We start from the raw sequence: 14,774 nt of genomic DNA on the forward strand, positions 1-14,774 counted from the left end.
TAACAATTAGTTAATAAGAATCATTATCGATGATACCTAACACTGCCTATCCAAGGCAACACTTATCTTGCGTGAATCAAAGTGTCTGATAATTAAATTTCATTAATAGCAAAATACACCATTAATTACACCATTTAAGTCGCATAGCCTATTGAACATACTTACTGCCCGCCCAGCGCCTTGTATAACCCGACCTGGTTCTGCAAACCCTGCTGGCGGATCTGCACCAGTTGCGACTGCGCGTCCAGCACGCTGCGCTGCGCATCGAGTAATTCCAGGTAAGTGACCAGGCCCTGGTCCAGCTTGCGCTGCACCAGTTGCAGGCGGCTGCTTTCCAGTTCACGCAACCGCGCCCTGGAGGCAGTTTCTTCAGCAATCACCGTGCGCGTACCCAGCACATCCATCACTTCCCTAAAGGCAACCTGTATGGTCTTTTCATAATTGACTACTTCAATCCGCTGGCGGGTTTCGGCCAGGCTCAGATTGGCTTTGTTACGGCCATAGTTGAAAATCGGGATCACCAGTTGCGGACTGAAGGCCCAATAGTTACTACCGGTGTCAGAAAACAGTTTGGAGAATTCCGAGTTCACCAGCCCGACATTGGTCGTGAGTTGCAGGCGCGGGTAAAACGCCGCCCTGGCAGCACCGATATTGGCATTGGCGGCTTTGAGTTGATGTTCTGCCGCACGGATATCTGCGCGTCGGGTCAGCAAACTGGAAGGTAGGCCAGGCGTCACGTCCGCCAGCTTTAAATCCTCCAATGGTTTGATGGTTAACGGGGTGCGCTGTGCGGATTCACCCAACAGTAAATACAAGGCATTTTGCGTGGTCGCTAGTTGGCGCTGCCATTGCGCTTGCTGCGCCTGCACTTGCTCGACCTGAATCTGGGCGGCTTTCACGTCCAGCACCTGGTCCAGCCCTGCATCAAAACGGCGCTGTGTGCGTTGCAAGGCTTGCTGCCTGTCAGCCAGTGTTTGCCGGGTGACTTTGAGCTGGGCGTGGAGAGCAAGTACATTGACGTACTGGGTCGCGATTTCGGTCACCAGCGTGGCCTGCACGGCTTGCCGGTTTTCAGTCACGGCCAGGTATTGCTCCAGCGCTGCCTGGGTCAGGCTTTTGACACGGCCAAACACATCAATTTCATAATCTGAAATGCCTACGCCCACCCGGTATAACTCGGCTTCGAAGGCCTGGCTGGAGCTGAACACGGTACGGCTGCGGTCATAAGCCAGGTTACCTTGTATGGTCGGCAGGCGGTCTGCTTTCTGCACACCGTAAGTCGCCCTGGCTTCGTCCATGCGCAACACTGCCGTTTTGAGGTCGCGGTTATGCGCTAAACCGACCTCTATCAGTTTCTGTAAGTCCGCATCGGGGAAATAGCTTTGCCAGGTCAGTGGGGGCGCCTCAGTCACCTGTTCGTTGACTGGCTGCCCCGGATAAGCATCAGGCACCGGTGCCGCTGGCCTGAAATACTCAGGTATCAGCGAACAGCTACTGACGGCCAATGCCAGTGCAACAATGACGGGAAGACGGCTAAACTTCATGGGACACCTTTTGCTGTGCGGCTGGCTTCTGCATCCATCGCCCCACCACAATAAAAAACAACGGGACAAAAAAGATCGCCAGCAAGGTCGCGGCGATAATGCCGCCCAGCACACTGGTGCCGATGGCCACTTGTGCGCCGGAGGCTGCACCGGTTGAAAATGCCAGCGGAATCACGCCTACGCCAAATGCCAGTGAAGTCATCACAATCGGGCGCAAGCGCTCTTTGGCCGCCAGCAAGCTGGCCTCAAGCAAAGGCATACCTTGCAGCACGTGCTCGCGCGCGAATTCGACAATCAGGATGGCGTTTTTGGCGGATAAACCAATCGTCGCAATCAGGCCGACCTTGAAATAGATATCGTTCGGCAATCCACGCAAGGTGACGCCCAGCAATGCACCCAGCACGCCCAATGGCACTACCAGCATTACCGCAAACGGAATCGCCCAGCTTTCATATAACGCAGCCAGTACCAGGAACACCACCAGGATAGATAAGCCGAACAGCATGGCGGCCTGGCTACCGGATTGTTTCTCTTCCAGGGACTGGCCGGCCCACTCGAAGCCTATGCCTTTACCCAGGCCTTGCACCAGTTGTTCGATCTTTTGCATGGCTTCGCCACTACTATAACCAGCCCCTGCCCCGCCATTGATATTAAATGACGGGAAGCCGTTAAAACGGGTGCGTTGCGGCGTGCCCATGGCCCATTCCAGCGTCATGATGGAAGACAGGGGCACCAGGCTGCCATCGGCGGCTTTGAGGCGGATTTTCTTGATATCTTCCAGCGTCTGGCGTTGTTTGCCATCCGCCTGTACCAGCACCCGGCGCACCTGGTTGCCGTAGACAAAATCACCCAGGTAATTCGAGCCAAGCAAGGTCGCCAGGGTATCGTTGATTTCATCCAGGGAGATACCCAGGGTATTGGCCTTGCTGCGGTTAAGCTGCATATTGACCACCGGCGTGTCATACAGCCCAGCAAACAAGACATTGGCCAATTCAGGGTGTTTGGCCGATTCAGAAATTAACTGGTCACGCGCCTTCATCAGGGTTTCTATGCCCACGCTGGCGCGGTCTACCAGTTTCATGTCAAAACCACCCACACTGCCCAGCTCAGGCAACGGCGGCGCATTCATGGCGAAAATACTCAAATTGGGGCGGCCATAAAAGTGCTGATTCACCCGGTTCACAATCGCCTGCACCTGTTGTTCTGCCTTGGGCCGCGCCGCCCAGTCCTTGAGCGTAATAAACAACATGCCGCTATTGGTGCTGGTGCCGTAAAAGCTGAAACCGCTGACTTCAAAGATAATCTCGACCGGCTCATGTTGCCGGATATAGCGGCTCATATCGCCCAGCACTTCTGCCGTTTCTGCCAGCGTTGCGCCTTGTGGCAAAGACACCATGACCATAAAGTTACCCTGGTCCTCTTCTGGCAAGAATGCGCCTGGCAAACGCATGAATAGCCAGCCCACCAGGGTGACAATCAGGCCAAACACCACCAGCCAGCGCAATGGCTTGTTGAGCAACCCACCGGTCAGGCGGGTATAGCGCTCGGTCATGCACTTGAAGCTGCGGTTAAACCAGACAAAAAAGCGTGCTTTCGGGCTGGCCTCATGCCGCAATAGCGTCGAGCACAGCGCGGGTGTCAACGACAGTGCCAGGAACGCCGAAAAGCTGATCGAGACGGACAATGCCAGTGAAAACTGGCGGTAGATATTGCCCACCGCGCCACTGAAAAATGCCATGGGGATAAATACCGATACCAGCACGGCGGTGATGCCCACCACGGCGCCACTGATCTGCGACATGGCTTTAATGGTCGCGTCATAGGCGGATAGGCCTTCTTCGACAATCAGGCGCTCGACATTCTCAACTACCACGATGGCATCATCCACCAGGATACCAATGGCCAGCACCACGCCAAACATGGTCAGTACATTAATCGAATAGCCCAGCCAGTACATGACGGCAAACGTACCCATCAAGGCAATCGGCACCACAATGGTCGGGATCAGCGTGGCCCGCAGGTTCTGCATAAACAGGTACATGACCACAAATACCAGCAACACCGCTTCCACCAGCGTTTGAATCACTTTTTTAATAGAAATCGACACAAACGCCGAAGAATCATAAGACAGCTGGTACATGACGTTAGGCGGGAAATATGGCTGCATCTGTTCCATCGCGTCTTTCACACGCTTGATGGTTTCTACCGCATTGGAGCCCGGTGCAAGCTTGATCGCCATACCCGCCGCATTCTTGCCGTTCACTTTAGAGCTATAGGTATAGTCACTACTGCCCAGCTCTACCCGTGCCACATCCTTCACCAGCAAAGCCGAACCATCGGCCTGGGTGCGGAGTGGCACATTGGCAAAATCTTCCACGGTTTTGAGCGTGGCTTCCGCTTCCAGTGATACGCTCAGTGGCGACCCCTCGGGCACACCGCTGGCGCCCACTTGGCCCAGGGTTAAACGGGTATTGTAGCTACGCAAGGCATTGGAGATTTCCGTGACGCTGACATTCAGACCGGCCATCTTCTGCGGATCCGGCCAGATGCGCATGGCATATTCCGGGCTGAATGACTGCACTTTGCCTACGCCCTGCACGCGCTTGAGCGTAGGCATCACCGTGGCGGATGACAGCTCGCCGAGGTCAATTTCGCTGTAACGGTTGTCTTCCGAGGTCAGCGACACAATCAGCTGGAAACTGTCTGCCGATTTTTCCACCATAATGCCGCTACGGCGCACGATTTCCGGCAAACGCACTTCTACGCTCTTTAGGCGGTTTTGCACATCGACCGCCGCCAGGTCGGGGTTGGTGCCCTGGCGAAACGTCACGCTGATAGACGCCATGCCCAGGTTACTGGTAGCAGACACATACATCAGGCCAGGCATCCCATTCATTTCGCGCTCGATAATCGAAGTCACGGTTTCTTCCACCACCTTGGCAGACGCACCGGGATAAGTCGCGGCAATATTGACGACTGGCGGCGCAATATCGGGGTACTGCGCAATCGGTAATTGTTTGATGGCGATTAAACCTGCCAGCACAATCAGGATGGCAATCACCCAGGCAAAAATCGGGCGATCAATAAAAAATCGGCTCATGTTCAACTCTCGTCATACCACTGTTCAGGGGGCAACGGCCTTTGTTATCCTGTCTTTGGCACTCACCTGCCTGGGCGTCACCTTGGCGCTCGCAGCCTGCGTGGCGGCGTTAGTCACCACTACCTGTTCACCCGGCTGCAAGCCTTGTTCAACCACCCATTGCTTATCCACCACCCTCCCAGTTTGCACTTCACGGGATTCCAGCTCATGTTTGGTATTCACCACCCATACCCGCGTGGAAAACTGGTCACGGATCAAGGCATCCCTGGGGATGAGAATCGCATTCGGATTGGTGGCCTGGCGGATTTTCAAGCGCACATAGGCGCCCGGCATCAACTCTTGCTGCGGGTTGTCAAAAATGGCGCGCATGATGACGGAGTCCGTCGCTTGGTTGACCGAGACATCAGAGAATGAAAGCTTGCCTGTGCTTGGATAAGTTGAACCATCCGGCAAGATCAGGGCAATCTGCAATTGGCCATTGCTACCTTTCAACTGTCCGTCACGCAAGGCCTTGCGCAACGCAAACACCTCAGAAGAAGACTGGGCAAAATTCACATACACCGGGTTGATTTGCTCCACTGTGGTCATGTGCGTGGCTTCGTCTTTACCAACCAGCGCACCTTCAGTGACCAGCGCACGGCGTGCCACGCCATCAATCGGTGAAGTCACATTGGCATAAGCCACATCAAGTTTGGCGCGGTTCAGCTTGGCTTGTGCCGCGGCCACTTCAGCCCTGGCCAGCTGGGCTTCAGCCTGTGCCGCGCGATAGTCCCGCTGGCTCACGGACTGGTCGCCGACCAGCGCCTGGTAACGCTGCAGTTTGTCATTGGCATTGGCCAGGTTGGCTTCGGTCCTGGCCAGCTCTGCATCCGCTTCCAGCTTGCTGGCTTGCAACTGCTCCGGGTTAAGGGCAAACAATGGCGTCCCTGCTTTTACTGCCTGCCCTTCCTGATACAACCGTTTGGACACAATACCAGAGACGCGTGCACGCACTTCGGCGATGCGGTAGGCCTCTACCCGGCCTGGCAACTCCACTTCGGCGGGAATATCGGCAGTCTGCACGGTCACCACTTCGACCTCAGGCGCAGTAGCCGCTGCCTGGCTAGCTTCCTGCGGTTTACTACAAGCGGAAAGTTGCAATAACAGAAGTACGACCACAGAGGCCGTGCTGACAGGGAAACGGGACATGAACATGCCTTCTTGCTATAGGAACACCAGCATTCTATCTGCCCTTTTACAATTAATCAATCATGACTGATTGATTAATTTTTGGTATCATATACCCCTTATTTAAGGAGCAGCAGACCTAGAAATCATGGCCAGGAAAACCAAAGAAGATGCGCAGAAAACCCGCGACCAGATTCTGGATGCGGCTGAACACGTGTTTTACCGCAACGGTTTTACCATTACCACCATGGCCGAGATTGCAGAAGCCGCCCAGTTGTCACGCGGCGCAGTCTATGGCCACTACAAGGGCAAGCAGGAAGTCGCCACCGCCATGGCAGAGCGCGTGATCCAGGCTGCGTCGCCGTTCCAGCAACAGCCGGCACTCAGCGCCTTGCTGAATCTCAAAGAATACTGCCTGCAGGAAATCCGCAGTTATATCGAACCCAGTTCCATCCAGCGTGTACTGTTCTTTTTGTATACCGGCATTGATGATTCACCGGAGTTGTTGCACTTGCGCTTTACCTGGGAGAAAAAACGTATTGCACAGATAGACAGCCTGCTCAGGCAGGCCATTGCGCAAAAAGAACTGTCGGCAGAAGTGGATTTTGATTTAATCAGCCTGTATTGCCAGTCGATTATTGAAGGTGTGTTCAGCATCATCTACTTTGGCAGCCTGAGTGAGGCACAACGCTGGCAGCGTGCCGAGCAATTGTGTGAATACGGGCTGCAACGCCTGTCCATGCCGCTCTCCCGGCCCTGATCCCCGCGTGCTGTCATTGACGAATATGCCTGCCTTCCTGCAAGATAAAGGCCGGATACATTGATGATAAAAAATTGTTCAACTTTTTTGCCTGAACAGGGTCTGTGTGACAAACCACCCAGGTTTTCTATCATCCACACCACACGAAACCTAATAACAATAACTTAAGAAAACATACTATTTATGGACCATAACCTTTCCCTGATTACCACCATCGCAGTCGCTTTCGGGCTGGCACTGATTTTTGGCCTGATCGCCGAAAAGCTCAAATTGCCAGCCCTGATCGGCTATTTATTTGCCGGGATTTTAATCGGCCCGGCCACCCCGGGGTTTGTTGCCGATATCGAAATCGCCTCTCAATTATCTGAAATCGGCGTCATGCTGCTGATGTTTGGCGTCGGCCTACACTTCTCGGTGCAGGACCTGCTGTCGGTCAAACGGATTGCTCTGCCGGGTGCGCTGGCGCAAATGACGCTGGCAACACTGCTCGGCATGCTGGTGGCCCATAGCTGGGGCTGGAGCATGGGGCAAGGGCTGGTGTTCGGCCTGTCGCTTTCCTGCGCCAGTACGGTGGTGCTGCTGAAAGCGCTGGAATCGCGCCGTATCCTGGAAAGCATGAACGGTAAAATAGCGGTCGGCTGGCTGGTGGTGGAAGACATGGTCACGGTATTGGTGCTGGTATTAATGCCGGCACTGGCAGGCGCACTTGGCGGTCAGGGCGAAGCTGCAAATGCCAGCGCGATCTGGGAAACCATAGGCATGACCATGCTGGAAATCACCGGCTTTGTCGCCGTGATGCTGGTGGTGGGCAAACGGCTATTGCCGTGGCTGTTATGGTATGTCGCCGGCACCGGTTCGCGTGAGCTGTTCACCCTGACCGTGATTGCCGTGGCCATTGGCGTGGCTTTTCTTGCCTCATCACTATTCCATGTTTCATTTGCCTTGGGCGCCTTCTTTGCCGGCATGATTATGCGCGAGTCGGAATACAGCCATAGAGCGGCCGAAGATTCGCTGCCTTTCCGTGACGCGTTTGCGGTTTTGTTTTTTGTCGCGGTGGGCATGTTGTTTGACCCGGCCGTATTGCTGAGGCAACCGTACCAGGTGCTGGCCGTCGTCGGCATTATTATCCTGGGTAAATCACTGGCGGCCGTCGCCATTGTACTGGGGCTGCGTTACCCCCTGAATACCGCCCTGACTGTCGCCGCCAGCCTGGCGCAGATTGGCGAATTCTCGTTTATCCTGGCGGGCCTGGGTGTCTCGCTGGACCTGTTATCACAAGACGCGATGAGCCTGGTACTAGCTGGCGCACTGATTTCAATTGCACTTAACCCCTTGGTATTCGCCTCGATCAAACCGTTTGCCAGGTGGTTGATAGACAAGTCGGATGTGGCACGGCAACTGGCACAACGTATGGATCCGTATGGTGAACTCCCCATGACGACCGAAAGAAAATTCCTGGAAGGCCAGGTGGTGCTGGTCGGGTATGGCCGGGTCGGCCGCCGCATTGCCATGTCGCTGGAAGGCTCCAATATTCCATTTGTGGTGGCCGAACAGAACCGCGAACTGGTGGAAAAACTGCGCAAGCAAGGCCAGCCTGCCGTGTCCGGTAATGCGGCCGATCCTATGGTGCTGGTACAGGCACACATTGCCAACGCCGCCATGCTGATTATTGCCACCCCGGACTCCATGAATATCCGCAAAATTGTCGAGATTGCCAAACAGCTGAAACCTGACATTGAAGTGGTGATCCGCACCCATCACGAAGACGAATACCAGCGCCTGCAGAAAGAAGTGGGAGACACCGTATTTTTTGGTGAGGAGGAGCTGGCCAAAGGCATGTCTGCCCATGTGCTGCAACGCTTTGAACGGCATATTCTTTAACCCCTCCCAAGGGCTGGCCGGGCCACAAACCCGACCGCTGCTATTACAATCCATCACTGGATGGCGACGATTGACGCGGTAGATACGTATCGTTACATTTCTATGTCATAAAACACCGTAGAATCTTGTCAGAGACCAGATAACGCATTGAAAACGATTCTTTATGAACCTCATCCTGCCTTTATTTTCACCTCGTGCCTGGGGCCTGTGGCTGGTCAGTGCCAGCCTGGCCGCCTGCTCTTCCGGTGAAGCCCCGCAGCACAACCAGAAAATTCCCGAGGTCGGCGTAGTAACCCTGCAGCAGGTTAGCCAGCCTATCGTCGCTGACCTGCCTGGCCGCACTAACGCCTTCATGATTTCGGAAGTGCGTCCGCAAGTCAGCGGCATCATCCGGCAGCGCGCATTTACCGAAGGGGCGCTGGTCAAGGCCGGTGACCTGCTGTACCAGATTGAACCGGCGCCCTACCAGGCCAGTTACCAAAGTGCTGCCGCCACCCTGCAAAAAACCGAGGCCACCCTGACCACGCTGAAACTGAAAGCAGACCGCTATAAGGAACTGGTCAAGATCAATGCCATCAGCAAGCAGGATAATGACGATGCACAAGCCGCACTGCAGCAGGCCGAAGCCGATATCGCTGCGGCAAAAGCGGCCGTCTCCACCGCCAGGATCAACCTGGATTTCACCCGGGTGGTATCGCCGATTACCGGCTTTGTCTCAACATCCACGGTCACACCGGGTGCACTGGTGACTGCCAACCAGGAAACCGCCTTGACCACGGTGCAGCAACTGGATCCGATCTATGTCGATGTGATCCAGTCCAGCAGCGACCTGCTGCAACTCAAGCATGACATCGCGGCTGGTAAACTGAGCAGCAACGCGCAAAAAGAAATTCCGGTACGTGTGGTACTGGAAGACGGCTCCCCTTACGCACATGCCGGTAAACTCAAATTCAGTGGCGTCAGCGTCAACCCGACCTCCGGGGCAGTGACCTTGCGTGCCATCGTCCCGAACCCCGAAGCTGTATTGCTACCCGGCATGTATGTGCATGCACTGATTGATATGGCCGAAGACAAGGCTGCCATCCTGGTACCGCAACGTGCAGTGACCCGCAGTACCAGCGGGGAACCTACCGTACTGCTGGTCGATACCACCCAGAAAGTGCAGCAGCGGACCATTGAAACCACCGGCTCCCAGGGTGACTACTGGCGGGTAAGCAAGGGCCTGCAAGCCGGTGACCGCGTGATTATGGATGGCGTGCAAAACATTTCTGTTGGCGCCACCGTCAAGGCGGTGCCGTTTGCCTCGCCGGTCATCGCACCTTCCTCATCCAATCCGCCCCATTAATCCAGCGAGACGTCACTCATGGCTGCCTTTTTTATTCAACGCCCCATCTTTGCCTGGGTGATTGCCATTGTCATCATGCTGGCAGGCATAGGCGCGATCCAGTGGCTGCCGCTGGAGCAATACCCGGATATTGCGCCGCCCCGTGTCTCGATTAATGCCACCTATACCGGTGCCGCTGCCGATACCATTGAAAACTCGGTCACGCAGGTGATTGAGCAATACATGAAGGGCATAGACAACCTGACCTATATGTCGGCCAGCAGTACTTCGTCGGGTACCGCCAACATCAGCCTGACCTTTGATGCCGGCACTGACCCCGATGTGGCGCAGATGCAGGTGCAGAACAAATTGCAGCAAGCCATGCCGCGCCTGCCGCAAATCGTGCAAAGCCAAGGTGTCACAGTCACCAAAACCGGCATCGACTTCCTGATGTTCGTTTCACTGGTATCAGACAGTCCCAGCGTACGCGCCATTGATATCGGCGACTATATTTCCAGCACACTGCTGGACCAGATCAGCCGGCTGGATGGTGTAGGCGATGTGACAACGCTGGGGTCTGGCTATGCCATGCGAATCTGGCTGGACCCGGCCAGGCTGCAAAAGTACAACCTGATCCCTTCCGACATTTCGGCGGCGATACAGGCACAAAACACCGAGGTCTCATCCGGGCAGCTGGGAGCGTTACCGGCCGTGAAAGGCCAGGAATTGAACGCACCTATCACCGCACGCAGCAAGTTGCAGACCGTGGAGCAATTCCAGCAGATTATTGTGAAATCTGGCCAGGATGGCTATGTCGTGCGCCTGTCAGATGTTGCCAGAGTGGAACTGGGTGCAGAAAGCTATACGCCAGTCGCTAAACTCAATGGCAAGACTTCGGCTGCTTTTGGCGTCAAACTGGCATCAGGGGCCAACGCCCTGGCTACTGCCCAGGCAGTCAAGGACAAACTGGTTGAACTGGCCCCTTACTTCCCGCCCGAGTTAAAACTCAGCGTGCAAATTCCTTATGACACCACCCCGTTCGTGCGTATTTCCATCAAGGAAGTGGTGAAGTCGCTGGTGGAAGCCATCCTGCTGGTGGTAATCATCATGTATGTGTTCCTGCAAAACCTGCGGGCGACCCTGATCCCGACCATTGCCGTGCCGGTGGTTCTGCTGGGCACCTTTGGCGTACTGGCCGCGTTTGGTTTCTCCATCAACACCCTGACCATGTTCGGCCTGGTACTGGCGATTGGCCTGCTGGTGGATGATGCCATTGTCGTGGTTGAAAACGTGGAACGCATCATGCATGAGGAAGGCCTCAGCCCGAAAGAGGCCACGCGCAAATCCATGAGCGAAATCACCAGTGCCCTGGTCGGGATTTCGCTGGTATTGTCAGCGGTGTTTATCCCGATGGCGTTTTTCGGCGGTGCCACCGGCGTGATTTACCGCCAGTTCTCCATCACCATCGTGTCTGCCATGCTGCTGTCCGTATTGATTGCGCTGACACTCACCCCGGCCCTGTGCGCAACGCTGCTGAAACCGGCCACCCCTGCCCATGCCCCTACAGGTGGCCTGTTTGGCTGGTTTTTCCGCTGGTTTAATCCTGCATTTGATACCCTGGCTGCACGCTATCACGCCACCGTAGCAGGTATCCTGCACCGGAAAACACTGACCATGGCGGTGTATGCCGGGATTCTTGCCTTGCTGGCAGTGTTGTTTATGCGCCTGCCCAGCTCTTTCCTGCCAACGGAAGACCAGGGTACCCTGATGGCACAGATTCAATTGCCGGTCGGCGCCACCGATAATCGCATGCAACAGGTATTGAAGCAGATTGAACAATACCTGGATAGCCAGAATGCGGTGATCGATCAATATTTAACCATTGCCGGCCTCGGCCAGGGTGGCGGTGGCAGCCAGAATACCGGCCGCGCCTTTATTCGGCTGAAAGACTGGTCATTACGGGGAGAGGGAGAGGATGCCGCTTCACTGGCAGACCGTGCCACCAAAGCCTTATCAAAAATCCGTGATGCCAAACTGTTTGTCAACCAGCCGGCACCGGTACGCGGCCTGGGCCAGGGCGCCGGCTTTACGCTGGAACTGAAAGATGTGGGCAGGCTGGGCCACCAGGCCCTGATGGATGCCAGGAACAAGTTTATACAACTGGCGGCACAAAACCCGAAACTGAACCGTGTGCGCCCCAGCGGGCTGGATGACACACCCATGTTCAGGCTGGATATTGATGACCAGAAAACCGGTATCTACAATTTGACCACTGCCAATATCAACTCCACGCTGTCCATCGCCATGGGTGGTACCTATGTCAATGACTTCATTAATAAAGGGCGCGTGAAAAAAGTCTACCTGCAAGGCGACGCGCCCTACCGCATGCAGCCAGAAGATATCGCGCGCTGGTATGTGCGCAACACCAGCGACGAGATGGTTCCCTTCTCTGCTTTTTCCAGCACCCGCTGGGTGGCCGGCTCACCCTTGCTGGAACGTTATAACGGCATTTCCTCGGTAGAAATTATCGGTGAAGCCGCCAAAGGCATCAGTACCGGTGAAGCCATGCGTATCGCGGAAAGCATCATCAGGCAATTACCTAGCGGGATCGGTTATGAATGGAGCGCGCAATCCTACCAGGAAAGGCTGTCAGGTTCACAGGCCCCCTTGTTATATGCCATCTCTGTGATTTTTGTCTTCCTGTGCCTGGCAGCGCTGTATGAAAGCTGGGCAGTACCGTTCTCGGTGATCATGGTGGTGCCATTGGGTATCCTGGGTGCCGTCATGGCGACCAGCCTGCGCGGACTGACAGCAGACGTGTATTTCCAGGTCGGCCTGCTCACCACCATAGGCCTGTCGGCCAAAAATGCCATCCTGATTGTCGAATTCGCCAAATACCTGCAGGAGCGAGGCAAACCGTTACTTGAGGCGACGCTGGAGGCGGTACAGTTACGCCTGCGCCCTATCCTGATGACTTCGCTCGCCTTTGTATTTGGCGTACTGCCGCTGGCATTCAGTGAAGGGGCGGGTGCCGCCAGCCGCCAGGCCATCGGTACCGGGGTCCTGGGTGGCATGCTCACCGCGACCTTCCTGGGCATCTTCTTTGTCCCACTGTTTTATGTGCTGATCCGTACCTTATTTCCCTACCAGCCGGAAACAGTCGTAGCCGCCGGGAGCAACCATGAATAAAGCGCTTATGACCCCGCAGCAAATCCCGCTACCCCTGGTACCCGCCTTCCGTTACATGGCGCTGATAGCCACTTCCCTGGTGCTGACATCCTGCATAGACCTGGCGCCCTTCTACCAGCGGCCGGCCGCACCTGTGCCTGCCACCTTCGGCCAGGCAGAGGCTGACCAGAAAGCATTGACTGAACTGGCCTGGCGCTCCTTTATTACCGATCAGCGCCTGCAGCAGGTGATAGACCTGTCACTCAATAACAACCGCGACCTGAAAGTTGCTTCCCTGACCATAGAAAAATCCAGGGCGCTGTACCAGGTACAGCGGGCGGACCTGTTTCCCACCATTGCCGCTTCCCTGTCTGAAACTGCCTCCAAAGGCATGGCCAGCGCCGCCAACAACGTTGCCGGCAATACTGCGGGTGCGGCAACCGGCACGGCAGGCAGCAGTAACAGCAGCGGGAAAATCTCACACGTGTACCGTGCCAGTGTTGGCTTCAGCGCCTACGAACTGGATTTGTTCGGGCGTATCCGCAACCTGAATGAACAGGCATTGCAGACTTTTTATGCCGATGAAGAGAATCGCAAGAGCACGCAAATCAGCCTGATTGCCGAAGTGGCGACTGCCTGGCTGACGCTGGCTGCCGACAAAATGCGGCTGGACATTGCGCAGCAAACCCTGCACAGCCAGCAGGCCACTTACGACATCAACCAGAAAATGTTTGATCTCGGCGTGGCCAATGCGCTGACCTTGAAGCAACTGCAGACTAGTGTGGATACGGCCCGCGTCGCTGTGGCCACCTATAATCTCCAGATACAGCAGGATGTGAATGCGCTCAACCTGCTGGCTGGTAGCGCAGTGCCTGCCGCCCTGCTGCCCGATGGCAAACTGGCCAATGTCGCCCTCACCACCCCGTTACCACGCGGTGTCAGCTCAGAAACCTTGCAGCAACGCCCGGATGTACGGGCGGCAGAGCATTTGCTGCAAGGCGCCAATGCCAATATCGGCGCACTGCGCGCAGCCTTCTTCCCCACCATCAGCCTGACCACCACAGTCGGCACTGCCAGCACTGAACTTAATGGTTTGTTCCACAGCGGCTCCAGCATCTGGACCTTTGTACCCCAGATCAGCGTGCCGATTTTCAATGCCGGACGCAACCGCGCCAACCTCACTGTCGGTGAGAAAAACCAGCAGATCCTGCTGGCCCAGTACGAAAAAACCGTACAGACCGCCTTCAGGGAAGTGGCGGATGTACTGGTGCAGCGTGAGGGGCTACAGGCGCAGATAGAAGCACAAACCTCGCTCACCGATGCCGCCGCCGAAGCATTCAAACTGGCGGATGCCCGCTTCAAGAACGGTATCGACAGCTACCTGGTGGTGCTGGATGCGCAACGCACCCTGTATACCGCCCAGCAGTCCCTGGTAACCTTGCAACTCAATGATGCCGCCAGCCAGCTGACATTGTATAAAACCATGGGTGGTGGCTGGCATTAAGTACCTGCGGGCATCCAGGCTACTCGTACGCCTGGCCCGCAATAACGCAGCATACGCCTGAACAGGGGGCCTGCTCAGGGACACCTGCAGATATCCCTGCCCCGCTATCCCAGCCTGCCCGGCCGCTTTCCTGCACGACACGCCAATGCCCGACATGGTGGTGCATCCGCACTGGGAAAGTGCAGGGGATATCAGGCAGGGCAACCTGAGCTGCCCATTTGCAAAAAATTTCCCTTTATTATTCAACACCTTTGAAGCATTTTTCATCCCTGGCATGGCGATTGCTAAGACCGGCTTAACCCAGGCGGGATGTGCGTCCTGATCAA

General features: G+C 55.7%; 8 protein-coding genes. 5 read left to right on the forward strand and 3 right to left on the reverse strand.

The features are described 5' to 3' along the window. Window positions 1-161 precede the first annotated feature (161 nt). Genes BLP53_RS06315 through BLP53_RS06325 form a run of 3 tightly spaced genes read right to left on the reverse strand, consistent with a single transcriptional unit; the run spans window position 162 to window position 5,832 of the window. Complete coding sequence (locus BLP53_RS06315; protein ID WP_091471296.1) at window positions 162-1,544, reverse strand: efflux transporter outer membrane subunit; 1,383 nt, start codon at window positions 1,542-1,544, stop codon at window positions 162-164. Further along, window positions 1,534-4,644: a multidrug efflux RND transporter permease subunit gene (locus BLP53_RS06320; protein ID WP_091471297.1), complete on the reverse strand. Its 3,111-nt coding sequence runs from the start codon at window positions 4,642-4,644 to the stop codon at window positions 1,534-1,536. The genes BLP53_RS06315 and BLP53_RS06320 overlap by 11 nt, the downstream gene beginning before the upstream one ends. Window positions 4,645-4,668: 24 nt before the next feature. Next, window positions 4,669-5,832, reverse strand: coding sequence for an efflux RND transporter periplasmic adaptor subunit (locus BLP53_RS06325; RefSeq protein WP_091471298.1), 1,164 nt, complete (start codon window positions 5,830-5,832; stop codon window positions 4,669-4,671). A 127-nt stretch (window positions 5,833-5,959) separates the two neighbouring features. Here BLP53_RS06325 and BLP53_RS06330 point away from each other — a divergent pair, with 127 nt between their 5' ends. The 5 genes from BLP53_RS06330 to BLP53_RS06350 all read left to right on the forward strand — a co-directional run bounded on the left by BLP53_RS06330 (window position 5,960) and on the right by BLP53_RS06350 (window position 14,448). After that, a complete protein-coding gene (locus tag BLP53_RS06330) occupies window positions 5,960-6,571 on the forward strand; it encodes a TetR family transcriptional regulator (RefSeq protein WP_091471299.1) in 612 nt (203 codons plus the stop codon). Window positions 6,572-6,754: 183 nt separating this feature from the next. Next, window positions 6,755-8,452 (forward strand): cation:proton antiporter, encoded by a 1,698-nt coding sequence (locus BLP53_RS06335; RefSeq protein WP_091471300.1) that lies wholly within the window; start codon window positions 6,755-6,757, stop codon window positions 8,450-8,452. A 163-nt stretch (window positions 8,453-8,615) separates the two neighbouring features. After that, the gene (locus tag BLP53_RS06340; RefSeq protein ID WP_091471301.1) at window positions 8,616-9,797 is read left to right on the forward strand and encodes an efflux RND transporter periplasmic adaptor subunit; all 1,182 of its coding nucleotides are present in this window, start codon (window positions 8,616-8,618) and stop codon (window positions 9,795-9,797) included. 18 nt (window positions 9,798-9,815) lie between these two features. After that, complete coding sequence (locus BLP53_RS06345) at window positions 9,816-12,965, forward strand: efflux RND transporter permease subunit (protein WP_091471302.1); 3,150 nt, start codon at window positions 9,816-9,818, stop codon at window positions 12,963-12,965. A 55-nt stretch (window positions 12,966-13,020) separates the two neighbouring features. Further along, window positions 13,021-14,448 carry an efflux transporter outer membrane subunit gene (locus BLP53_RS06350; protein WP_176755232.1) on the forward strand — a complete coding sequence of 476 codons (1,428 nt, stop codon included), beginning with the start codon at window positions 13,021-13,023 and terminating at the stop codon, window positions 14,446-14,448. Window positions 14,449-14,774: the final 326 nt, after the last annotated feature.

It is taken from the genome of Methylophilus rhizosphaerae (genome assembly GCF_900100975.1).
GTDB classification, from domain to species: domain Bacteria; phylum Pseudomonadota; class Gammaproteobacteria; order Burkholderiales; family Methylophilaceae; genus Methylophilus; species Methylophilus rhizosphaerae.

Excerpts from the sequence above, each read along its gene's own strand:
- BLP53_RS06315 (WP_091471296.1), bottom strand. The coding sequence starts at position 1,544 with ATGAAGTTTAGCCGTCTTCCCGTCATTGTTGCACTGGCATTGGCCGTC.
- BLP53_RS06320 (WP_091471297.1), bottom strand. The coding sequence starts at position 4,644 with ATGAGCCGATTTTTTATTGATCGCCCGATTTTTGCCTGGGTGATTGCC.
- BLP53_RS06325 (WP_091471298.1), bottom strand. The coding sequence starts at position 5,832 with ATGTCCCGTTTCCCTGTCAGCACGGCCTCTGTGGTCGTACTTCTGTTA.
- BLP53_RS06330 (WP_091471299.1), top strand. The coding sequence starts at position 5,960 with ATGGCCAGGAAAACCAAAGAAGATGCGCAGAAAACCCGCGACCAGATT.
- BLP53_RS06335 (WP_091471300.1), top strand. The coding sequence starts at position 6,755 with ATGGACCATAACCTTTCCCTGATTACCACCATCGCAGTCGCTTTCGGG.
- BLP53_RS06340 (WP_091471301.1), top strand. The coding sequence starts at position 8,616 with ATGAACCTCATCCTGCCTTTATTTTCACCTCGTGCCTGGGGCCTGTGG.
- BLP53_RS06345 (WP_091471302.1), top strand. The coding sequence starts at position 9,816 with ATGGCTGCCTTTTTTATTCAACGCCCCATCTTTGCCTGGGTGATTGCC.
- BLP53_RS06350 (WP_176755232.1), top strand. The coding sequence starts at position 13,021 with ATGGCGCTGATAGCCACTTCCCTGGTGCTGACATCCTGCATAGACCTG.